The sequence below is a fragment of the Phyllobacterium sp. 22229 genome (assembly GCF_052056495.1).
GTDB lineage: Bacteria > Pseudomonadota > Alphaproteobacteria > Rhizobiales > Rhizobiaceae > Phyllobacterium > Phyllobacterium myrsinacearum.
Genome location: NZ_JBQEPA010000003.1, coordinates 12,554 through 32,940, shown reverse-complemented (window position 1 = coordinate 32,940; position 20,387 = coordinate 12,554). Strand labels below are relative to the sequence as shown.

The window sequence follows — 20,387 nt, the reverse complement described above, 5'->3', positions numbered from 1 at the left end:
ATTTCGAGAGGACATATCCATGGAAAAAGGTTCAAAAAGGGCCATATTGTGGCTACTTGCGATTCCCTACATCGGACTTCTCTGGGTTCCCTTCTATAATTCCCGCGAACCGGAACTGCTCGGCTTCCCCTTTTTCTACTGGTATCAGCTGGCTTTCGTGCCGTTGACCGCCCTTGTCACCTGGATTGTCTACCGGAGTGTACGCTATGACGACTAATCTTGATCCGGTTGCCGTTTCGGTTTTTGTCTTCTTTTTCGCCCTTGTCACGGTGCTCGGGTTCGTTGCTTCCCGCTGGCGCGCGCCCAAGACCATGGCGCACATCGACGAGTGGGGGCTGGGCGGGCGCAATTTCGGCACATGGATCACCTGGTTTCTCGTCGGCGGCGATTTCTACACCGCCTATACGGTGATCGCGGTTCCGGCGCTGGTCTATGCGGTCGGCGCCTACGGTTTCTTCGCGCTGCCCTACACGATCATCGTCTATCCCTTCGTCTTCATGGTCATGCCGCTCCTGTGGAAACGGGCCAAGGACAATGGCTATGTGACTGCCGGTGACGTGGTTTTCGGGCAGTACGGCTCGCGCGGGCTGGAGCTTGCGGTGGCACTCACCGGCGTCATCGCGACGATGCCCTATATCGCCCTGCAGCTGGTCGGCATGGCCGCCGTGCTGCAGGCTCTGGGCTTGACCGGCGAGCTGCCGCTCGCGGTCGCCTTCGTCATCCTCGCGCTTTACACCTATTCGGCAGGTCTGCGCGCGCCCGCGCTCATCGCTTTCGTCAAGGACATCATGATCTACATCGCTGTCATTGCCGCGGTGGCGCTCATCCCGGCGAAACTCGGCGGTTATGCCAACGTATTCGCATCGGCGGATGCGGCCTTCAAAGCCAAGGGCTCGGGCAGTCTGCTGCTCGGCGGCAATCAGTATGTGGCCTATGCAACCCTCGCGCTCGGCTCGGCGCTGGCGGCCTTCATGTATCCGCATACGCTGACCGGCATCTTTGCCTCCAACAGCGGCAACACCATCCGCAAGAACGCGGTGATGCTGCCGGCCTATACGCTGCTTCTCGGCCTGCTTGCTCTCCTGGGCTATATGGGCCACGCCGCCCATCTCAATGTCTCCAGCCCGAACCAGGTGGTTCCGGCGCTGTTCCAGACCCTGTTCCCCAGCTGGTTTGCCGGCTTTGCCTTCGCCGCCATCGCCATCGGCGCGCTGGTTCCCGCCGCGGTCATGAGCATCGGCGCGTCCAACCTCTTCACCCGCAATTTCTGGAAGGCCTATGTCAATCCGCAGGTGACGGATGCGGGGGAGGCGAAGGTCGCCAAGGTGACGTCGCTGATCATCAAGATCGGTGCGCTGCTGGTCATTGCCTTCCTGCCGACGCAGTTTGCGTTGGACCTGCAGCTGCTCGGCGGCATCTGGATCCTGCAGACCCTTCCGGCGCTGGTGTTCGGGCTCTATTCAAACTGGTTCCGCGCACCGGGCCTGCTGGCCGGATGGCTCGTCGGCTTTGGCGGCGGCACCTATCTGGTGTGGATCAATGGCTTGAAACCGCTGCAGGCCATCAGCCTCGGCGGCGCGCCATTCACGGTCTATATCGGGCTGCTGGCGCTGGCCGCCAATATTGCCGTGGCGGTGCTGGTCAATCTCGTCACGGTTCCGGCGAGAAAGCCGGCGTGAGCCATGCGCTCACGGAATTGCCAAATAAAACGCGCGCCGAAAGGCGCGCGTTTGACATGCTGTTGTGATCGGCTGAGCCGCCCGTTTCAGACGAACTGGCTGAGGCCCGGGATCGAGTTGACAACCTCGTCAACCACGTCACTGCCTGCCTTTTCACGGGCAAAGGCAATGGTTTCCTTGGAAATGCCGGAGATTTCGCTCATGCCGAGGCCAGCGCCCATCAGCTTGGAGCCGAGGCCCATGACGCCGGGCATCAGACCGGACAGGAAGCCGCCGCCGGAATTGGCATCGGCAATGGCCGCATCCGCGCCGGGGATGCTGCTGATCAGGTCGGTTGCCTTGGCCGGACCTTCCTTCTGCAGGAAAGCAAGGATGAGGCCGACGGCCTTCTTTGCGGTTTCCGGATCGGTGCCGACATTGGCGGTAATGCGCGCGATAAGTTCGTCCATGAGCCTAATCTCCCGTCTGTCATGAATTACGTTTACGTAATATGCGGATATCATCGGCCTTGCAAGCCACTGCGTCAATCTGGATCAGCCGGCATGACATTCCTTGCGCGGCGAAATGCAGTTGTGGCACGCGAAGATGACACAAAAACGTCAGCAATTTCAGCGCCGCCCTGCAATCTTATGCATGAGTCCCGGCTGCAAGGCATTGTCCCCCGGGCATCCGGCCTTTATATCGGATGGCAGAAACACCACAGTGAAGAGGATCACCCCCCATGGCCGCTGACGACAGTATCTTCCTTGGTGCGAGCCGCAAACCGGATGACAGCTATCAGCAGGCCGAAGCGCTGCTGCTGAAATATGGCAACCGCCACGGGCTCATCACCGGCGCGACAGGGACGGGCAAGACCGTCTCGCTGCAGGTCCTGGCGGAAGGTTTTTCGCGCGCGGGCGTTCCGGTCTTCTGTGCCGACATCAAAGGCGATCTGTCGGGTATCGGCGCGAAGGGCGAGGAAAAGGATTTTCTCGTCAAGCGGGCGGCGGAGGTCAGGCTCGACCCCTATGCGCTTGAGGCGTCGCCGGTCATTTTCTGGGATATTTTCGGCGAACAGGGCCATCCGATCCGCGCCACCATTTCCGAAATGGGGCCGCTGCTGCTCTCGCGCCTGATGAATCTCACCGAGGCGCAGGAAGGCGTGATGAACATTGCCTTCAAGATTGCCGACGAAGAGGGGCTGCTGCTGCTCGACATGAAGGACCTGCAGGCTCTGCTGGTCAATATCGCCGAGCGTGCCGAGGAAATTTCCGCGCGCTACGGCAATGTCACCAAGCCGTCCGTTGGCGCCATCCAGCGTTCCCTCCTGGTGCTTGAGCAGCAGGGCGGCACGAAATTCTTTGGCGAGCCGGCCCTGCGCATCGCCGATATCATGCGCACGAGCACCAATGGCCGTGGCGTGGTCAGCGTGCTGGCCGCCGACAAGCTGATGATGAATCCGCGGCTTTATTCCACCTTCCTGCTCTGGCTATTGTCGGAGCTGTTCGAGGAACTGCCCGAAATCGGCGATCCGGAAAAGCCGCGCCTCGTCTTCTTCTTCGACGAAGCGCATCTTCTGTTCAATGAGGCGCCGAAAGCCCTGCTCAACCGGGTGGAGCAGGTGGTGCGCCTCATCCGTTCCAAAGGTGTCGGGGTCTATTTCATCTCGCAGAATCCGCTTGATGTGCCGGAAACCGTGCTGGCGCAGCTCGGCAACCGCGTCCAGCATGCGCTGCGCGCCTATACGCCGCGCGAGCAGAATGCGGTAAAGACGGCGGCCGATACCTTCCGCCCCAATCCGGATTTCAACACCTTCGCCGCGATCACCAACCTGTCCACCGGCGAAGCGCTGGTGTCGACCCTGGCGGAAAAAGGTGTGCCGTCCGTCGTGCAGCGCACGCTGATCCGCCCGCCGGCGGGGCGCATCGGCCCGTTGACCGTGGACGAGCGGCAGAAGCTGATCAACGCCAGCCCGGTCGCCGGCCAGTATGACCAGATGATCGATCGCGAATCCGCCTATGAGGTGCTGCAGAAAAAGGCCGCACAGGGACAGGCCGAGGCCGGTGCCGCGAAGGAAGAGGAAGCCGACAGCACCAGCGGCTGGCGCCTGCCGGATATTCTGGGCGGCGGCAGCAGCACGCCGGGCCCGCGCGGCGGTCAGCCCCGTGCCCGCCAGACGGTGGCGGAAGCGGCGATGAAATCGGTGGTCCGTTCAGTAGGCAGCTCGCTCGGCCGCGCGCTGGTGCGCGGCATTCTGGGAAGCCTGAGCAAGCGCTAGAGCGGGAGCATGCAGACAAGGCGGCGTGTGATGAACACCACAGGCAAACCTTTGACGCCGCCGGGCCGCATGCGGCGACTGATCGCCGCCTTTCTCGCTGCCGTGCTGGCCATGGCCGGAACCGCCTTTGCCAAGGACAGCGAAGCGGTGATCGGCGGCGTGCCGGTCCATGTCTGGGAACCGGACCAGCGGACAATTGCCCGCCAGCCGGTCATTTTCTTCTCGCACGGGTTCCACGGCTGTTCGACCCAATCCAAATTCCTGATGCGTGCTTTCGCCAAGGCGGGCTACATCGTCTTTGCCCCCAATCATCACGACGCGACCTGCAACAATGGCGACCAGAGTATTCTCGACAAGCCGCAGGTCTCCTTGCGCAAACCGCTGCGCTGGACGGAGGCGACGTTCAGGAACCGCGCCGAGGATTTCAGGAAGGTGATGACAGCCCTGAAGGGCGACCGGCAATGGAACAGCCGGATCAACTGGAATGAAATGGGGCTCGCGGGCCATTCCCTCGGCGGCTATACCGTGCTGGGCATGAGCGGCGCCTGGCCCGGCTGGCGTATCGATGGCGTCAAGGCAACGCTTGCCCTGTCCCCCTATGTCGGCCCCTATCTGCACCGGGTTTCGCTGCGGCATCTCGAAGCCCCGGTCATGTACCAGGGCGGGACGCGTGATATTTTTGTGACCCCGAAGGTGCGCCGGCCCGGCGGTGGCTACGACCTGTCGAGGGGCCCGAAATATTACGTGGAATTCCTGGGCGCGGGTCATCTGACCTGGACCGACCTCGGCCTGTTCACCCGCACGCGCATCAGCGAAGCCAGTGTCGCCTTCATGGACCGCTATGTCAGGGGCAAGACAGGCGATGCACCGCTCAGCAGCCTTGCCGGGCGGTTCGGCGTGTCGGATTTTCGCTATGAACCCCGGTGATTCGGCGATCGGAAGACGGGTTCTGCGGTCTCACGAATTGTTTATCGCCCGGTGAACGGTGAAGGCATGGCGCGGGCCGCGTTTCTGTTGCGGGAGGGCAACAGTTCGCTGCCCGCCTTGTTTGTGCCATATTGCCAACGGTCCGCTGCCACATTTTATGTGCGTTTAGAGCTGGTAAACCCGATCCATGCTATCTCACAACCCATCTCCCACCGCTAAATTGGTTCAATGATGCAAAACACGATTTCCCGCCGCGGTTTCCTGACTGCATTGACCGCAACAGCGGCCGCCGGCCTCGCCGGTTGCGCCGCAATCCCGGATATGCCGGTTATCAAGGTCGACGATAACGGCCAGCCGCTTGCACCGCAGGCGGATGTCGATTCGGCTTTCGGCTCCTACGAAGCCATGTATGCGGCGCGCGAGGATGACGGCTATCAGCTGCCCGCGATTCCGATCAAGAGGATGAACAAGCGCTATCTGCGTCAGATCGTGCAGGATCCGACCGGCGAACAGCCCGGCACCATCGTCGTCGATACCCAGAACAAGTTCCTCTATCTGGTGCGCGAAGGCGGTCAGGCGATCCGCTACGGTGTCGGCATCGGCCGCGAAGGCTTTGCCTGGTCCGGCCGCGCGGTCATCCAGTGGAAGCGCCACTGGCCGACCTGGACTCCGCCGGATGAGATGGTTGCCCGCCAGCCGGAGCTGGTGCAGTACAGCGCCCGCAATGGCGGCATGCAGCCCGGCCTGACCAATCCGCTCGGCGCCCGCGCCCTCTATATCTTCCAGAACGGCCAGGACACGCTCTACCGTCTGCATGGCTCACCGGAATGGTGGTCCATCGGCAAGGCGGTTTCGTCGGGCTGCGTGCGCCTGATCAACCAGGACATTATCGATCTCTATGATCGCGTGCCGAACAAGACGCCGATCCTGGTGATGTAATCCATCGCCTTTATCCGCATGGGAAGGCCGGCAACCATGGGGTTGCCGGCCTTTTCTATGCGTCCAAAGAAAAGCAGACCCGGCAAGGGGTCCGCCAAGGAGCCGTATCCTGAGGGGAGCGGGGGGAAATGATACGGTGCGTTTTCTCACAACATTTGAAGTCCGGAACTGACAAACGGCCCAATGCTGCCGTGTCATAGTGGACCGGCGATATTCCGATGTGCAATTCATCAAAAGTATGAGAAGCCTTGGTTTGATGCGGAAAAGGACCGGTTGCGCGGTCCCTTTGTCGCAATTTGCCTTCCGCAGCGTCTGAACCATTGACCTTGCGGTCGAATAATCCTTCGATAGGCGACCTATTCTCAGCGACGGAATCACTCTCATGGCAGTCAATACAGCAGCGCAATCAACCACCTGGACCTATGTCGACGGTGACTGGCACGAGGGCAACGTGCCCCTGATCGGGCCGCGCAGCCACGCCATGTGGCTTGGCTCGACGGTTTTTGACGGCGGCCGCTGGTTCGAAGGGGTCTCGCCCGATCTTGACCGCCATTGCGCCCGGGTGAATGCTTCCGCCGCCGCGCTTGGTCTCCAGCCGACCATGAGCGCGGAAAACATCGCCGGGCTTGCCCGCGACGGGTTGAAAAAATTCGATGGCCGGATCGCCGTCTATATCCGGCCGATGTACTGGGCCGAGCACGGCGGCTATATGGGTGTGCCTGCCGATCCCGATTCAACCCGCTTCTGTCTCAGCCTGTACGAATCGCCGATGCAGGAGCCCACGGGCTTCTCCGTCACCGTTTCACCCTTCCGCCGCCCGAGCTTCGAGACCATGCCGACCAACGCCAAGGCCGGTTGCCTCTACCCCAATAATGGCCGCGCCATTCTCGAGGCCAAATCCCGCGGTTTCGACAATGCGCTGGTGCTTGATATGCTGGGCAATGTCGCCGAAACCGGCAGCTCGAACATTTTCATGGTCAAGGACGGGCACATTTTCACGCCCGCGCCCAATGGCACGTTCCTGTCCGGCATCACCCGCGCCCGCACGATCGACGTGCTGGCCGACTACGGTTTCCGCACGACGCAGGCGACGCTGACGGTGCAGGATTTCCTCAACGCCGACGAGATTTTCTCCACGGGGAACCATTCGAAGGTCGTGCCCGTTACCCGTATTGAAGGCCGCGACCTTCAGCCGGGTCCGATCACCAAGAAGGCGAGGGAGCTCTACTGGGAATTCGCCCACTCCACGCCGAAAATTTAACGCTGAAACCGGATCAAACCGAAATATTGATCCGTTCCGCATTGCCCCCGGGGAAATACGGACCGAGAGCCTTTCTCGCCTAAATAGAAACAGTTCTGTTTCTCGGATGGCGAGACAATCCACGCGGAAGGTAGCGAGGCCGATGTTTACCCATCGGACGACGCTGCCTGACAAAGTGGGTGTCCGCCAGCCGGAAACCCAGCCGTTGGTTTGCTGCGCAAACCAACAAGCTTTCATACTTGCCGGTCGAATTATCCGCATTTCGGCAGAAATGCGGTTCGACCGGAGGGCCGGATGAATTTGGTTCAAATCCATCGGGGTTTGACTTCGCCCGATGGGTAAACATCGGTCTCGTCAACCCCCTCGACCTTGAACCAAATTCTTTCCGGCAGAACTATTCTATTTAGGTGAGAAAGGCTCTATGTAAACAGCGCAGGTTTTGTCAGGATTGGCCATCACCCCGCAACGGGGAACACCCGGTGCCAATCCCGATCACAGATTGAATCGAAGAGGAGACTTCCATGGCTTTCGAACTGCCCGCACTGCCGTATGATTACGACGCGCTCGCCCCCTTCATGTCGCGCGAGACGTTGGAATATCATCATGACAAGCACCACAAGGCTTATGTTGACAACGGCAACAAACTGGCTGCCGAAGCCGGTCTTGAAAATCTCTCGCTTGAAGAGATCGTCAAGCAGTCCTATGGCAAGAATGCCGGCCTTTTCAACAATGCCGGCCAGCATTACAACCACCTGCATTTCTGGCATTGGCTGAAAAAGAACGGCGGCGGCAAGAAGCTTCCGGGCGCTCTGGAAAAGGCTATTGACTCGGATCTCGGCGGCTACGACAAGTTCCGCACGGATTTCATCGCTGCCGGTACCACGCAGTTCGGCTCCGGCTGGGCATGGCTCTCCGTCAAGAACGGCAAGCTTGAAATTTCCAAGACACCAAACGGCGAAAACCCGCTGGTTCATGGCGCAACGCCGATCCTCGGCGTCGACGTATGGGAACACTCCTATTACATTGACTACCGCAATGCCCGCCCAAAATACCTCGAAGCTTTCGTCGACAGTCTCATCAACTGGGATTATGTCCTCGAGCTCTACGAAAAAGCCAAATAAGCTTTTTCCCGCGTGATATCGATGGAAAGGCCCCGTCATGGATGGGGCCTTTTTATATTGTCCGCCGGCCAACCGGAGCCAGTGTCCCCACAAGCACCATCACAGAATACGAATAATCCGGCTGCCGTCAAGTCTTATTGCAAATGATTTTCATTTGCATATTGCAGATATAGCCCGGGCGGACACCGCAAGGAGGTGTCCGCCAAGGCGAGGGCAGGAAAATCTAGTGTCCGACAACCACCGTATCGTCTGGCCCGAGCAGGCGCCCGTCATCGGAGCGCAGCTCCAGCCGCCGCACCGGTTTACCCGTTTCGCGGTCGACCAGTTGAACCTTCGCCTGATAGCTGTCGGAGTAGTATTCTTCACCCCATTGCCGCAGGGCGACAAGCAGCGGGAAGAGATCGCGGCCTTTCTCGGTCAGCACATATTCATTGTAGGCGCTGCCGTCGGCGCAGGGTGCGATTGTGAAAATGTCGTGGGCAACGAGATTGCGCAGCCGCGTCGACAAAATATTCTTGGCCAGGCCAAGACTTCTCTGGAATTCCCCGAAACGCCGCGATCCCTCAAACGCGTCGCGTATTATCAGCAGTGACCACCAGTCCCCGATCGCATCCAGTGGCCTTGCCACCGGGCATGGATCATCCTTGTGGCTCGTTCGCTTGACCATTGTAGTCCCCCTTTTTTTGGTCGCAGAGCAGTGCTCATCTTATCGTTCCCTCTGCGAAGGGTGGTTGCAATGTAAAACCAATGGAGCTATGACGCAACAGGTTTTAATTTGCAACCACATTCGCAGAGGGACGCGATGAAGCTTGAACAGGACGATAATCTGGTCATTGGCGGTGGACAAGCGGTCTATGCAGATGAAATTGCTGAAAAAACGCCTTTCAGCGGGTTGCAGGCCATAGAATTCTCCCGATCGCTGGCACTTTTGTTTGCCGTTGCCTGCGGACTGGCCGTGGCGAACGTCTATTTTGCCCCGCCGCTGCTCGATGCCATGGCCGATAGTTTTGGCATGAGCCATGCCACCATCGGCATGATCGTCTCGATTTCACAGGTCGGTTACGGGCTTGGCCTGCTGCTGATCGTGCCGCTGGGCGATCTGATCGACCGCCGCCGGCTGATTGCCGGCCAGTCAATCCTCTCCGCACTGGCGCTGTTGGCGGTTTGCTTCGCCCCGACATCCCTGGCCTTGCTGGTGGCGATGGCCGCCATCGGCCTGTTTGCCGTTGTCACGCAGGCGCTCGTTGCCTATGCCGCCAGCCTGGCGAAGCCGCATGAGCGCGGGCAGGTGGTTGGGATCGTCACCAGCGGCATCGTCATCGGTATTCTGCTTGCCCGCACCATTGCCGGCGGCATGGCCGATCTGGCGGGCTGGCGCTCGGTCTATGCCGTCTCCGCCGTGCTGACGCTGATCATTGCGGCGCTGCTGTTCCACTTCCTGCCGCGCAACGAAGTGCGGCGGACGAAAATCGCCTATCCGAAGCTGATCGGATCGGTTTTCCGCCTGTTCGTCGAAGAGCCGGTGCTGCGCATCCGCGCCATCATTGCCATGTTCATCTTCGCCGACATCACCATGCTGCTGACGCCGCTGGTGCTGCCGCTGAGCGCGCCGCCCTTTTCGCTGTCGCATACCGAAATCGGGCTGTTCGGTCTTGCCGGTGCTGCCGGAGCCCTGGCGGCCTCGCGGGCAGGGCACTGGGCCGACCGGGGTCATGCGCAGCGTACCACGGGCATTGCCCTGGCCATCATGCTCTTGTCGTGGATACCGGTCGCCTTCATGCATGTGTCGCTGTGGTTTCTGATCATCGGCGTTGTCACCATCGATTTCGCCCTGCAGGCCGTGCATGTCTCCAACCAGAGCCTGATCTACCGCGTGCGCCCGGAAGCACAGAGCCGCCTGACGGCGGGCTATATGATCTTCTATTCGATCGGCAGTGCGGTGGGGTCGCTCGGTTCCACGCTGATTTATGCCTATGCGGGATGGGTGGGCGTCACTCTGGCCGGTGCCGGCATCAGCGCCATGGCCCTGATATTCTGGGCGCTGACCCGCCGCCTGACGCCGGCCGGTGCGATGGATCAGCATTGACGATCAGGCCATATGCGGCACGCGGGCATGCATGGCCCCGGCGATGACATCAAAATCCTCCGGACTGATGGCAAGCACGCCGAAGCGGAACTGGTAGCCCCAGTTCTGCCTGCCGCTGGTGAAGCTGAGCCTGTCGAGCAATGGACGGATCTCCGCTTCCGTCGCATCGAACCAGCCGATGTTGCGGCGCCATGGCACGAATCCTTCCCCCATGTCGAAGCGGTAAGCATCTTCCGCCTGCACCATGCCGATGGCGGTGAAGGCCTGCAACCGGTCCTTGCCGCCAAAAATCTCGGTCGGTGAATAATAGATCACACCGTCGCCGGGCTTGATGCGCTTCAGCGGGCCTTCCTTGCCATGGCACACCTGCATGAAGCCGTCCTGCAGGCCGCGGCGGACATGTTCCGCCGATGCAACCGCGATCCAGTGGCCGCTCATTGCGCTGTTCCCTGCTCCGGGGTAGCGGCAAACATCCGCAACCGGTGGCCGTCCGGATCGAGGGCGACAAAGGTGTAGCCGAAATCCATGTGCACCGGCGCCTGAACAATCGGCAGGCCGCGTGCCGCCCAGTCCTTATGGGTTGCTTCGACCTCGCTGTCCGTATCCACGCTGAATACGAGTTCACTGCCCGAACCAATGCTGGTCACAGCCGGTTGAACCTTATCGTGCGCCCAGATGCCGAGCAGCAGGCCGGAATCGAGCGCAAACATGGCGAAATTGACTGTTTCTTCAAGCGGTTCGCGCTTGAGCAGGCCCGCATAGAAAGCACGGCTGGCGGGGGCATTGGCAACATAAAGAATCATGAGATTAGGGTTGGCCATAATGTGTCTCCTCTGGTTGTGACGGGAGCAGCATAGAACGGCATACTGCCAGTTTCTGGCAGTAGCGGTCAGCTTGGCTGGGCTATGCCTTGCGTCTCGCGCCATTCCTTCAAAAGGACCTGCCGCCGCCTGGGATAACGAATGTCCGTTGCGTCGAGCCGCGACAGCCTGTCGGTGCGGAAATGCCGGAAATCCTGGCGCAATTCGCACCAGGCGACGATGACGCGTACCTTGTCGAAAAAGCCCAGCGCAAAGGGCCAGATCAGACGGCTGGATGGGCTGCCATTGCCGTCACGGTACGTGATATCGAGCTTGCGCTCGCTGCGGATCGCCTTGCGCACGCTGGCAAGGTCGATGCCATCGCTTGCCGGTCCCTCGGCGGGACCCACGAGCAGGGCAGAGGTATCGACGCTGTCGCGCAGATCATCCGGCAGCACCGCTGCGATCTTGTTGAGGGCATCGCGCGCCGCCGTGGAAAGCCGGTTGTCCGGCTGTTTGGCCACCCAGCGCGAGCCGAGCACCAGCGCTTCGATCTCCTCCTCGGTGAACATCAGGGGCGGCAGCATGAAACCGGGGCGCAGCACATAGCCGATGCCGGGCTCACCCTCGATATGGGCGCCCTGCGCCTGCAGGGTGGCGATGTCACGATAGAGCGTGCGGATGCTGATGCCGGTCTCCTCCGCCAGCACCTTGCCGCTGACCGGACGGCGATAGCGGCGCATGGTCTGGATCAGGTCGAGAAGGCGCTGGGATCGGGACACGGTTGCTCACCTGCGGGGTTGCATTGTCACATCATGCCATATTTTGGCAGTGGTTGCGAATTCAGAGTCTCGGCCGTTCGTTGATGACGTTCTGCAATCTGGACAGTTGTTTTGAAAGCCAGAAGGTGTTGGCGCATACAAGGCCGGTGATGTGGATCATGTTCTGAAATTCTTTTTGCGGAGAACGGTCGAAAATTGCCGCGTGATGGGCAATGTCATTGCGGAAGCGCCGCATGCTATCCAGACGGGCACGGATATATTCACGGTTTTCTCGTGGACCCGCATGCGGAAATGCAGCCTTGACCCCATGTGCCCACAACTGCTTGTCGTAGGCGGCGGTCATGAGAGAGACCCAAAAGCCGAGTGACAAACCGGCGACAATGTGGTCCTGGCTGAGTATTGCGGCATGCTTCTTTCTCTCCCTTCGCACGGTATCGATCAACTCATTCTTCATTCGCGCCGGAAGAAGATGGATGAACCGGGGATTCTCGTACCAGCGGCTATGAAATCGTCCGACGACCGGCTTTTGAATGGCGTTACGCGCAGCAACTTCCGCGAATTGCATCGGTAGGTACAAGGATTCGCAAAGACGTGCGTTCCAGATATAGAGTCTGAGTGCCAGATGCCGGTCACCGCCGGCGGCTGGTATATAACGAGTAAGACGGGCCGGAGACAGGGTGCTTTCGATATCGGAATGGACGGCTGGCAGGCACGAAAACGGATATTGCATTCCTTTCCACCCTATCTTAAATTTCGAGTGTGGGCTGCGGATGTGATCACTGCGCCGAGCGTAAATCTGCTGCAGACAAAAAGGAGGGCGGGCCGGAAGGCGCCGCCTTCATCTTTTCAGGCCTTTCAAATCTGCATATTGAACGCCGGGAAGCTATAGGATTTTGGTCGTAGCCACGTTAGGCCTTGTTGGCTTCCAGATAGGGCGCATAGAGGCTGCCGTCGCTGGCCGAACGCCGGAATTCCAGCACCCGCTGGCAAAAGGCGTCGAGTTCCGGATCGTCGGTCAGCATATTCAGGATGAAACCGGTTTCGTCCCGCGCCGCGCTGCCGCCGTGGTGACCGGTGCGCTCGATCCAGAAGCTGGGGAAATTCTGCTGCGGGCGGCATGAATTGGATGAACTGACGGCATATTGGTAAAGCCAGGCATAGCCCTGGATCAGCGGCTGGATCGTGTGAGCCTCGATCCGGTCGCGCGATACATTGTCCGTGTAGCAGGAATGGAAAACCAGTTCGACCTTGCCGGCATGTTCCTGCCAGAGTTCGGGAAAGGCCCAGTCAAGGCAAATGAGAAAGCCGCAGCGCACGCCCTTGATATCAAGGCTGAGCGGTGTGTCGCCCGGGGCAAAGGCGCGCAGATCGTTGATCGAGCAGCGCCGCTTGTCATAGCGCCCGGCAATCGCGCCCGTATCGTCAAACACGAACAGCGCATTGGTGGGCCGGGTGTGCGCATGATCCCAATGCACCGAACCCGTAACGATCCAGATCGCGTGGGCGCGGGCCGCCCCGGCAATCCTGTCCATGGCGGCGTTGAGCGTTGCCCATTCGAACTCATCCCAGGATGGCCATGTCGCCGCGCCATAGCCGGAGAGGGCGCATTCGGGAAAATGCACGACGTCAGCACCGGCAGAGGCGGTGCGGGCGATGAGATCGAGCATGTGGGTCAGATTGGCGTTGATGTCATGCGAAACGGGGAACTGGCAGGTGGCAACAGTCAGCCGGGCAGGCCTGCCGCGCGCGGAAGGCGGGACATCCCAGACGTGGTCGGCGCGTTTTTTCTTCACGGGCTCTTCCTTCGACTCACCAGCACCATGGAGTTTACCCGATTGCCGCCAATGCAAGAACCGGCGCAATGGGCGCGGAGCGGACATTTCGGGTGGCAAAATGGTTAAGTCATCAATTAAGTATTGGTTGCATCGCCGGCAATCGCATGATACTTAAGTATTCACTTAATGAAACGATACAACGGAGGAAGCCATGACTGTACGTTCCGTCAACCATGCGACCATCAGGGTCGAGCGCACCTATGATGCCTCGCCGGAGCGCGTCTTTGCCGCCTGGTCCAGCGTCGAGGCGCTTTTGCGCTGGAACGCCATGGGTGATGACTGGCACATGGCCTATGATCACTTCGATTTTCGTGTCGGCGGCGGTGAAGTCTTCCGTTTCGGCAAGACCGGTGGTGAAACCTATATCAGCACCGGTTCCTATCAGGATATCGTGCCGAACGAACGGATCATTTCGTCAGGCACGATGAGACGCGAAACGACACCCATTTCCAGCAGCATCGTGACCGTCGACCTTACGCCAGCGGGCAAAGGCTGCCGCCTTGTCCTCACCGAACAGGCGGCCTTTCTTGATGATGAAGACAAGCCGGAATACCGCCAGGCCGGCTGGAGCGCCATGCTCGACAATCTTGGCGAGGCATTGAAAAACCAGGGCGCACCGGTCTGATCAGGGCGCTGAAACGATCCATTCGGCAAAGGCGGTCATGGCTGGCGTCGGCGTGCGCGATTGCAGCCGCGTCAGCCAGTAGCTTCCCAGCGAGATCGAGGTCTGGAACGGCTGTTCAATGGCGCCTGCGGCCAGGTGGCGTGAAAACATCATCGGCGGTGCGAGTGCAACGCCGATCCCCTGCAGGGCGGCTTCCATCATGGCCAGGGACGAGTCAAACACGATCGCTTTGTTCAATTGCGGCGAGGCGGGAACGTTGGCCGCGGCGAACCAGTTGTTCCACTCATCCATGCGGTAGCTTCTGAGCAGAGTGTGACTGGCGAGATCGGCGGGCTCCAGCAGCGTCTCGGCCAGCTGCGGCACGCACAGCGGCGAAAGCGGCGCTTCGAACAGGCGGTTCGCATCCGTGCCGTGCCAGGCGCCGTTGCCAAACCGGATGGCAAAATCCAGCCCTTCCGCCGCCATGTCGACGCGATTGTTGTTGGTCGACAGCCGGACCTCGATAAAGGGAAATTGCCGCTGGAAGTCCGGCAGTCTTGGCAGGAGCCAGCCGACGGCGAATGTGCCGACCGCCCCCAGAAGCAGCAGCTCGCGGACCTGCCCGCCTTCGATCCGGTCGAGCGTATCGGCCATCCGGTCGAAGGAGCCTGTCACCACGGGCAACAGCGCTTCGCCTTCCGCCGTTATCTTCAGGCCGCGCGGAAGGCGCAGGAAAAGCGGCACGCCGAGGCGCATTTCCAGGCTTTTCACCTGTTGGCTGACCGCAGCCTGCGTCACGCACAATTCGATGGCCGCGCGAGTGAAACTCAAATGCCGCGCGGAAGCTTCAAAGGCTCTGAGGCCGTTGAGGGGGAGAAATGGCCGAACCATGGACACCCTAATTTTTCTTATGTCTGCCCCGAGATATCATGTTTTGACAGGGCTTCCCAGCCGGTTAGATAGATGCGGCTCAGCAGGTCTGCGGCGCGGAGCGGAAGCCGGTCTTATGGCTGGCAATCTTCCTGACCAGCACCTGCGGGGTTTCGAACCGGCACGCAATTCCCGCCGGTCGCAAACCCGTCCGCAATGCCGAACCAGCAAAGGAAGTCAAAGAAATGCTACCGAAAGCCACCAGAGTTCTGGTCTCCATTCTGCTTGCCGCCTGTGCACCAGCCGCCATCGGTCACGCGGCCGGCAAACCGGCGGCGACAGTCAGGGCCGTCGTGGATGCGGCAATCCGGCCGGTCATGGAAAAATACAGTATTCCCGGAATGGCCGTCGCCGTCACGATCAAGGGAAAGCCCTATCTGTTTGACTACGGCGTTTCTTCCCGGGAGACCGGCAAGCCGGTTAATCCGCAGACGCTGTTCGAGATCGGGTCGATCAGCAAGACATTCGTGGTCACGCTGGCGGCCTATGCGCAGGCGGGCGGCCAGCTTTCCCTGTCCGACAAGACCAGCAAATATCTGCCGTCCATGCGGGATACGGCGTTCGGCAATGTCAGCCTGATGCACCTTGGCACCCATACGCCGGGCGGCTTTCCCATACAGGTTTCCGCGGAGGTGAAGAATGACGGCCAGCTGATGACCTATCTGCAGAACTGGAAGCCGGCCTATGCCGCCGGGACCTACCGGACCTATGCCAATCCCAGCATTGGCATGCTGGGTTACATCACGGCAAAGGCAATGAACCGGGATTTCGCCGCATTGATGGAAGGCCAGCTGTTTCCGGCCCTTGGCCTGAAGAGCACGTATATCGACGTACCGGGCACCAAAATGGCGGATTACGCCCAGGGCTATACGGCGAAGGATGCCCCGGTCCGGGTAAGCAAGGCGGTTCTTTCCGCGGAAGCCTATGGCGTGAAAACCACGAGCACCGACCTTATCCGTTTCATCGAAGCGAACATGAAACTGGCCAAGCTGGAAGGCAAGCTGCAGCGGGCGATCGCCGATACGCATACGGGCTACTTCAAGGCCGGCGCGATGACGCAGGACCTGATCTGGGAACAATATGCCTATCCGGTTGATCTGAACACGCTGCTGCGCGGCAACTCTCCCGACATGCTCAAGCCGACGCCGGTGAGCGCACTGACGCCGCCGCAACCGGCCCGCGACGATGTTTTGATCAACAAGACGGGTTCCACCAACGGGTTCGGCGGCTATGTCGCCTTTGTGCCGGAGAAGCAGTTCGGCATCGTCATTCTGGCGAACAAATACTATCCCAACGCCGAGCGCATCCGCATGGCCTATCAGATACTGACACGGCTGGACGCAAACGACGGCGCGAGCGAATAGAGGACCCCGCGTCAGGCCGTGCGAAGCGTGCTTTCACATATTCGCACGGCCGGTTTCCATATGTGATCGGCCGCGCCCCCCGTGCCATTGCTGCGCCATATTGATTATTCATCTCTGGTTCATGGGATTAGACTTAAGTCTATTCTCTAGGGACTTAATATGTCGAAATGCACGTTCACTCAGGGCGCATTTCACTGGAGGCACTATGAAAAAGTTGATGTCAGCTCTTTTTGCCGTCGTGATGTCGATCGGAGCCATCGGAGCAGCCGGACCGGTGTCCGCCGCCCCGCTGACTGTCGAAAAGCCCATCACCGCAACAGGGCCAGCGGCTGCAAACAGCAATGTGCAGCGCGTTCAGTATTATCGTGACTATTATGATCGCCGCTACGACCGCCGCTGGCATCGGTACGATCGCCGCTGGGATCGCCCGCATTGGCGTCACCGCTATGATCGCCGTTGGGACCGTCGTTGGGATCGCCGCTACTATCATCGCTATGACCGCCGCTGGGATCGCCCGTACTGGCATCATCGCCATGATCGCAGATGGCGCCGTATCTGACGCACAGACAAAACCCCGGCCGAAAGCCGGGGTTTTTCGCATGCGACCCAATCTCTGTCATACGAAAATGTGATCGTATGACGCGGGTGCAATCGGGAAGGTTTACTCTAGAGTGCCCGTGAAAACCCTTGAAGCCACAGAGTCTTGAAGCCACGAGAGTTGGAGACATCCATGAAACGACTGATTGCATTCGCTGCGGCGCCCGTGCTCGCCATTGCAGTGTTCTCGGCTGCCGCAGGCGCCGATCCGATTGCGGACCGGCAGGCGCTGATGAAGGATCAGGGCAAGGCCGTCGGCAGTCTCGCCCCCATTGCAAAGGGCGAAAAGCCGTTTGATGCGGCTGCGGTGCTGGCGGCGCTCAGCAAGCTGAACGAGGACGCGCAGAAGATCGATCCAGCAGCCCTGTTCCCGGCCGGCACTGAAACCGGCGGCGAGACCACCGCTTCGCCGAAAATCTGGGAAGACAATGCGGGCTTCACCGCCGCTGTCAACAAGTACAAGGCCGATGCCGCAGCAGCGGCCGCCGCCAAGCCGCAGGATCTTGCCAGCTTCAAGCTCGCCTTTGCGCAGGTCTCGCAGAATTGCGGCGCCTGCCACCAGACCTACCGCATCAAGAAGAACTGACCGGACAGGCCGGGGGAGCCAATGATCCGCAAGCTGTTGCTGCTCGTCATTGTGGCTGCCCTGGCCGGGGCGGCCGGATTCTGGTTCCTGTCGGCGCCGTCGCGGGTTGATCCGGCACGGCTTGCCGCGGCGGCTCCCGGCGATGCCGGGCGCGGTGAACGGGTATTCTGGGCGGGGGGCTGCGCCTCCTGCCATGCCGCGCCGGGTGCCAGCGGCGATGCACGCCTGGTGCTGGCAGGCGGCCACGAGCTGGTCACGCCGTTCGGCACCTTCGTGACCCCCAACATTTCCCCCTCCGCCAAGGGCATCGGCTCATGGTCGTTCGAGGACCTGGCCAATGCCATGCTTGCCGGGGTATCGCCGGATGGCAGGCACTATTATCCCGCCTTTCCCTATACCTCCTATGCGCGCATGCAGGTGCAGGATATCGCCGATCTCTATGCCTATCTGAAAACGCTGCCGCCATCGGACAATGTGGCGGCGGATCACCGGCTGCGTTTCCCCTACAGCGTGCGCCGGGGATTGGGGTTGTGGAAACGGCTCTATCTGTCATCGGATCCGGTTCTGACCGTTGCCGGGGCGAGCGACGCAATCAAACGCGGCCAGTATCTGGTGGAAGGCCCCGGCCATTGCGGCGAATGCCATACGCCGCGCAACGCCATCGGCGGGGTGGACAAGAACCGCTGGCTGGCGGGCGCAAAGGCGCCCGAAGGCAAGGGCGTCGTCCCCAACATCACCGGCGGCGAGGGCGGTATCGGTAGCTGGTCTGAGAAAGATATCGCCTACGCGCTGGAAAGCGGGTTCACACCGGATTTCGACTCGCTCGGCGGGTCCATGACCGACGTTGTGCTGAACATGGCGCATCTGGAGCCAGCCGACCGGGCGGCGATCGCCGCTTACCTGAAAGCCATTCCTGCCCATCCAAGGGGTTTTGCCGCGCCCTGAAGCCGCGCCCTGCGCTATCTCCGGCCAAACGATTCCGTTTCATCCGGCTTGGTGGAGCACGATTTTCCCGATCCGGCCCATTGTTCAATATTTATGACGTCGATCGGGTTTCCCGTTTACCCCATCCTTGCCTGTGAGGTGCTTGCCAGCGGCAGCCCCACGAGATGGAAAGGACAGCATTGATGGTTACCCGCAGACAGACTCTTTCGTTGATGGGGGCGGCAGCTATGACCGCGCTCGTGCCGCTCTCCGGCCGCGCGGCCACGCCGCCGCTCAAAGCACTGCGCATCGGCTGGCAGAAGAACGGTGTCCTGGCCCTGGCCAAAGGGACGGGCGCGCTGGAGAAACGCTTTGAAGCGCGCGGCATTGCCGTGAGCTGGGCCGAATTCTCCTCCGGGCCGCCGCTGCTTGAGGCGCTGGGTGCCGGCGCGGTTGACTTCGGCCCGACCGGCGATGTGCCGCCGCTCTTTGCGCAAGCCGCCGGCGGCAATCTGCTCTACGCCGGCACCTACAGGGGATCGCCGGACGGATCGGCCATTCTCGTGCGCAAGGATTCGCCGGTCAATAGCCTTGCCGATCTCAAGGGCAAACGCATTGCCTTCAAGCGTGGCTCGAGCGCGCACAATTTTACGGTCAAGGCCTTGCGCAGCGTCGGCCTGTCGGTAAACGACATCACGGCGTCGGACCTGTCGCCGCCGGATGCGGCGGCGGCCTTTTCCTCCGGCCAGATCGATGCGTGGTCGATCTGGGACCCCTATCTGGCGGTGGCCGAAAAACGCCCCGAAACCCGGATTCTGGCGACAGGCCGGGGAATCGTCGACAGCTGGTCCTATTTTCTCAGCAATGGCGATTTTGCCGCCGCGCATGGCGATATCCTCAGCGACGTGCTGGACGAACTGGCGCGGGTTGGCCGGGCGGCACAGGACAATCTCGATGAAACGGTCATTGCCCTGTCGAAGATCACCGGCGTGCCCGAGGATATCCAGAGGATCACGCTGACACGCGAGGGTGTCCGTCTGGGCGATGTGACGACAGTCACACCCGAGGCCGTTGCCTATCAGCAGGCGCTGGCGGATGAGTTTTATGCGCTGAAGATCATTCCCAGAAAACTCAATGTCAGCGATATCGTCTGGAAGGGCAGGCCCTCCTGAGCTTTCCAGACGGGGAGATCAGGGCTGGCTATCCCCATTGCGCAGATTGGCATTGACGCGATTGAGAAAGGCCACGAACTGCGCCGCCTCGTTGGTGGAAAAACCCGTCATGGCCAGAATATTGCCCTCGTTCAGGGCCGCATAGGCCTGCGGCAGGCGCTCGAAGGCGAGCGCGGTCAGCTCGATGATCTGGCTTCGCCGATGCGCCGGATCGGCCTTGCGCTGAATGAACCCGTCGCGTTCCATCCGGGCCAGCGCCTGGGCCATGGACGGCTGTTCCACCTGCAGCAGCCGGGCCAGATCGGCCTGTGTCGATGCTTCGCCATTCTTCACCGCGACCAGTACCGGCAGATAGGCCGCACCGAGGCCGAGCGGCCGCAGCTTTTCCTCGCCCCGGCGCATCAATTCGCGGGCCGCCTGCTTGATGAGGAAAGACGGGGTTTGTCTCGGGTCTGGACCGGGCATGGCAATTCTCCTTGCATAGGACCCTATGATATAATAATAGGGTCCTATGCAACCTATC

At 60.6% G+C, this 20,387-nt stretch carries 23 protein-coding genes; 14 read left to right on the top strand and 9 right to left on the bottom strand.

Features of this window, described 5'->3' with window-relative positions; all coding sequences use genetic code 11:
- The first annotated feature begins 19 nt into the window (after window positions 1–19).
- Together ACTJJ7_RS04135 and mctP are read left to right on the top strand one after the other, a co-directional pair.
- Complete coding sequence (locus ACTJJ7_RS04135; protein ID WP_105737234.1) at window positions 20–217, top strand: DUF3311 domain-containing protein; 198 nt, start codon at window positions 20–22, stop codon at window positions 215–217.
- Window positions 207–1,679 carry a monocarboxylate uptake permease MctP gene (gene mctP, locus ACTJJ7_RS04130; RefSeq protein WP_130268934.1) on the top strand — a complete coding sequence of 491 codons (1,473 nt, stop codon included), beginning with the start codon at window positions 207–209 and terminating at the stop codon, window positions 1,677–1,679. The genes ACTJJ7_RS04135 and mctP overlap by 11 nt, the downstream gene beginning before the upstream one ends.
- A gap of 86 nt (window positions 1,680–1,765) precedes the next feature.
- Here the strand turns inward: mctP and ACTJJ7_RS04125 are convergent, their stop codons facing one another.
- Window positions 1,766–2,128, bottom strand: coding sequence for a hypothetical protein (locus ACTJJ7_RS04125; RefSeq protein ID WP_105737238.1), 363 nt, complete (start codon window positions 2,126–2,128; stop codon window positions 1,766–1,768).
- 272 nt (window positions 2,129–2,400) lie between these two features.
- Between ACTJJ7_RS04125 and ACTJJ7_RS04120 the strand changes: the two genes are divergently transcribed.
- From ACTJJ7_RS04120 to ACTJJ7_RS04100, 5 genes are all read left to right on the top strand, one after another.
- Window positions 2,401–3,936 (top strand): helicase HerA-like C-terminal domain-containing protein, encoded by a 1,536-nt coding sequence (locus ACTJJ7_RS04120; protein ID WP_440965546.1) that lies wholly within the window; start codon window positions 2,401–2,403, stop codon window positions 3,934–3,936.
- Between the two features lie 30 nt (window positions 3,937–3,966).
- On the top strand, window positions 3,967–4,863 hold the full coding sequence (locus tag ACTJJ7_RS04115; RefSeq protein WP_440965544.1) for an alpha/beta hydrolase family protein: 897 nt from the start codon (window positions 3,967–3,969) through the stop codon (window positions 4,861–4,863).
- Window positions 4,864–5,094: 231 nt separating this feature from the next.
- Window positions 5,095–5,802 (top strand): L,D-transpeptidase, encoded by a 708-nt coding sequence (locus ACTJJ7_RS04110; protein ID WP_105737374.1) that lies wholly within the window; start codon window positions 5,095–5,097, stop codon window positions 5,800–5,802.
- A gap of 382 nt (window positions 5,803–6,184) precedes the next feature.
- Window positions 6,185–7,063: a branched-chain amino acid aminotransferase gene (locus ACTJJ7_RS04105; RefSeq protein ID WP_440965542.1), complete on the top strand. Its 879-nt coding sequence runs from the start codon at window positions 6,185–6,187 to the stop codon at window positions 7,061–7,063.
- Window positions 7,064–7,584: 521 nt separating this feature from the next.
- Window positions 7,585–8,184 (top strand): superoxide dismutase, encoded by a 600-nt coding sequence (locus ACTJJ7_RS04100; RefSeq protein WP_105737248.1) that lies wholly within the window; start codon window positions 7,585–7,587, stop codon window positions 8,182–8,184.
- Between the two features lie 223 nt (window positions 8,185–8,407).
- Here ACTJJ7_RS04100 and ACTJJ7_RS04095 read toward each other — a convergent pair whose 3' ends face one another.
- Entirely contained in the window at window positions 8,408–8,851 is a 444-nt protein-coding gene (locus ACTJJ7_RS04095) for a winged helix-turn-helix transcriptional regulator (RefSeq protein ID WP_105737250.1), read from the bottom strand.
- Window positions 8,852–8,986: 135 nt separating this feature from the next.
- Here ACTJJ7_RS04095 and ACTJJ7_RS04090 point away from each other — a divergent pair, with 135 nt between their 5' ends.
- Window positions 8,987–10,270 carry an MFS transporter gene (locus tag ACTJJ7_RS04090; protein WP_440965540.1) on the top strand — a complete coding sequence of 428 codons (1,284 nt, stop codon included), beginning with the start codon at window positions 8,987–8,989 and terminating at the stop codon, window positions 10,268–10,270.
- A 3-nt stretch (window positions 10,271–10,273) separates the two neighbouring features.
- Here the strand turns inward: ACTJJ7_RS04090 and ACTJJ7_RS04085 are convergent, their stop codons facing one another.
- The 5 genes from ACTJJ7_RS04085 to ACTJJ7_RS04065 form a co-directional block, all read right to left on the bottom strand.
- A complete protein-coding gene (locus ACTJJ7_RS04085; protein WP_440965538.1) occupies window positions 10,274–10,708 on the bottom strand; it encodes an EVE domain-containing protein in 435 nt (144 codons plus the stop codon).
- Window positions 10,705–11,091 (bottom strand): VOC family protein, encoded by a 387-nt coding sequence (locus ACTJJ7_RS04080; RefSeq protein ID WP_440965536.1) that lies wholly within the window; start codon window positions 11,089–11,091, stop codon window positions 10,705–10,707. Before ACTJJ7_RS04080 ends, ACTJJ7_RS04085 begins: the two co-directional genes overlap by 4 nt.
- Window positions 11,092–11,159: 68 nt before the next feature.
- On the bottom strand, window positions 11,160–11,852 hold the full coding sequence (locus ACTJJ7_RS04075) for a helix-turn-helix transcriptional regulator (protein ID WP_440965534.1): 693 nt from the start codon (window positions 11,850–11,852) through the stop codon (window positions 11,160–11,162).
- 61 nt (window positions 11,853–11,913) lie between these two features.
- Window positions 11,914–12,582, bottom strand: coding sequence for a hypothetical protein (locus ACTJJ7_RS04070; protein WP_440965533.1), 669 nt, complete (start codon window positions 12,580–12,582; stop codon window positions 11,914–11,916).
- A gap of 178 nt (window positions 12,583–12,760) precedes the next feature.
- Window positions 12,761–13,645, bottom strand: coding sequence for a carbon-nitrogen hydrolase family protein (locus ACTJJ7_RS04065; protein ID WP_158531292.1), 885 nt, complete (start codon window positions 13,643–13,645; stop codon window positions 12,761–12,763).
- Between the two features lie 193 nt (window positions 13,646–13,838).
- Here ACTJJ7_RS04065 and ACTJJ7_RS04060 point away from each other — a divergent pair, with 193 nt between their 5' ends.
- On the top strand, window positions 13,839–14,312 hold the full coding sequence (locus tag ACTJJ7_RS04060; RefSeq protein WP_440965531.1) for an SRPBCC family protein: 474 nt from the start codon (window positions 13,839–13,841) through the stop codon (window positions 14,310–14,312).
- On the opposite strand, the gene ACTJJ7_RS04055 is transcribed toward ACTJJ7_RS04060, so the two are convergent.
- Entirely contained in the window at window positions 14,313–15,182 is an 870-nt protein-coding gene (locus tag ACTJJ7_RS04055; protein WP_440965529.1) for a LysR family transcriptional regulator, read from the bottom strand.
- Window positions 15,183–15,406: 224 nt separating this feature from the next.
- Here ACTJJ7_RS04055 and ampC point away from each other — a divergent pair, with 224 nt between their 5' ends.
- The 5 genes from ampC (at window position 15,407) to ACTJJ7_RS04030 (ending at window position 19,864) form a co-directional block, all read left to right on the top strand.
- Window positions 15,407–16,585 carry a class C beta-lactamase gene (gene ampC, locus ACTJJ7_RS04050; RefSeq protein ID WP_440965527.1) on the top strand — a complete coding sequence of 393 codons (1,179 nt, stop codon included), beginning with the start codon at window positions 15,407–15,409 and terminating at the stop codon, window positions 16,583–16,585.
- 217 nt (window positions 16,586–16,802) lie between these two features.
- A complete protein-coding gene (locus ACTJJ7_RS04045; RefSeq protein ID WP_130502127.1) occupies window positions 16,803–17,144 on the top strand; it encodes a hypothetical protein in 342 nt (113 codons plus the stop codon).
- 171 nt (window positions 17,145–17,315) lie between these two features.
- Complete coding sequence (locus ACTJJ7_RS04040) at window positions 17,316–17,768, top strand: c-type cytochrome (protein WP_105737274.1); 453 nt, start codon at window positions 17,316–17,318, stop codon at window positions 17,766–17,768.
- A gap of 21 nt (window positions 17,769–17,789) precedes the next feature.
- Entirely contained in the window at window positions 17,790–18,713 is a 924-nt protein-coding gene (locus ACTJJ7_RS04035) for a c-type cytochrome (protein WP_440965525.1), read from the top strand.
- Window positions 18,714–18,895: 182 nt separating this feature from the next.
- Window positions 18,896–19,864 carry an aliphatic sulfonate ABC transporter substrate-binding protein gene (locus ACTJJ7_RS04030; protein ID WP_440965523.1) on the top strand — a complete coding sequence of 323 codons (969 nt, stop codon included), beginning with the start codon at window positions 18,896–18,898 and terminating at the stop codon, window positions 19,862–19,864.
- 18 nt (window positions 19,865–19,882) lie between these two features.
- Here ACTJJ7_RS04030 and ACTJJ7_RS04025 read toward each other — a convergent pair whose 3' ends face one another.
- A complete protein-coding gene (locus tag ACTJJ7_RS04025; protein ID WP_130268949.1) occupies window positions 19,883–20,329 on the bottom strand; it encodes a MarR family winged helix-turn-helix transcriptional regulator in 447 nt (148 codons plus the stop codon).
- Window positions 20,330–20,387 lie beyond the last annotated feature (58 nt).

Coding starts and splice junctions, on each gene's coding strand:
- ACTJJ7_RS04135 (WP_105737234.1), top strand. CDS start 20: ATGGAAAAAGGTTCAAAAAGGGCCATATTGTGGCTACTTGCGATTCCC.
- mctP (WP_130268934.1), top strand. CDS start 207: ATGACGACTAATCTTGATCCGGTTGCCGTTTCGGTTTTTGTCTTCTTT.
- ACTJJ7_RS04125 (WP_105737238.1), bottom strand. CDS start 2,128: ATGGACGAACTTATCGCGCGCATTACCGCCAATGTCGGCACCGATCCG.
- ACTJJ7_RS04120 (WP_440965546.1), top strand. CDS start 2,401: ATGGCCGCTGACGACAGTATCTTCCTTGGTGCGAGCCGCAAACCGGAT.
- ACTJJ7_RS04115 (WP_440965544.1), top strand. CDS start 3,967: ATGAACACCACAGGCAAACCTTTGACGCCGCCGGGCCGCATGCGGCGA.
- ACTJJ7_RS04110 (WP_105737374.1), top strand. CDS start 5,095: ATGCAAAACACGATTTCCCGCCGCGGTTTCCTGACTGCATTGACCGCA.
- ACTJJ7_RS04105 (WP_440965542.1), top strand. CDS start 6,185: ATGGCAGTCAATACAGCAGCGCAATCAACCACCTGGACCTATGTCGAC.
- ACTJJ7_RS04100 (WP_105737248.1), top strand. CDS start 7,585: ATGGCTTTCGAACTGCCCGCACTGCCGTATGATTACGACGCGCTCGCC.
- ACTJJ7_RS04095 (WP_105737250.1), bottom strand. CDS start 8,851: ATGGTCAAGCGAACGAGCCACAAGGATGATCCATGCCCGGTGGCAAGG.
- ACTJJ7_RS04090 (WP_440965540.1), top strand. CDS start 8,987: ATGAAGCTTGAACAGGACGATAATCTGGTCATTGGCGGTGGACAAGCG.
- ACTJJ7_RS04085 (WP_440965538.1), bottom strand. CDS start 10,708: ATGAGCGGCCACTGGATCGCGGTTGCATCGGCGGAACATGTCCGCCGC.
- ACTJJ7_RS04080 (WP_440965536.1), bottom strand. CDS start 11,091: ATGGCCAACCCTAATCTCATGATTCTTTATGTTGCCAATGCCCCCGCC.
- ACTJJ7_RS04070 (WP_440965533.1), bottom strand. CDS start 12,582: ATGCAATATCCGTTTTCGTGCCTGCCAGCCGTCCATTCCGATATCGAA.
- ACTJJ7_RS04060 (WP_440965531.1), top strand. CDS start 13,839: ATGACTGTACGTTCCGTCAACCATGCGACCATCAGGGTCGAGCGCACC.
- ACTJJ7_RS04055 (WP_440965529.1), bottom strand. CDS start 15,182: ATGGTTCGGCCATTTCTCCCCCTCAACGGCCTCAGAGCCTTTGAAGCT.
- ampC (WP_440965527.1), top strand. CDS start 15,407: ATGCTACCGAAAGCCACCAGAGTTCTGGTCTCCATTCTGCTTGCCGCC.
- ACTJJ7_RS04045 (WP_130502127.1), top strand. CDS start 16,803: ATGTCAGCTCTTTTTGCCGTCGTGATGTCGATCGGAGCCATCGGAGCA.
- ACTJJ7_RS04040 (WP_105737274.1), top strand. CDS start 17,316: ATGAAACGACTGATTGCATTCGCTGCGGCGCCCGTGCTCGCCATTGCA.
- ACTJJ7_RS04035 (WP_440965525.1), top strand. CDS start 17,790: ATGATCCGCAAGCTGTTGCTGCTCGTCATTGTGGCTGCCCTGGCCGGG.
- ACTJJ7_RS04030 (WP_440965523.1), top strand. CDS start 18,896: ATGGTTACCCGCAGACAGACTCTTTCGTTGATGGGGGCGGCAGCTATG.
- ACTJJ7_RS04025 (WP_130268949.1), bottom strand. CDS start 20,329: ATGCCCGGTCCAGACCCGAGACAAACCCCGTCTTTCCTCATCAAGCAG.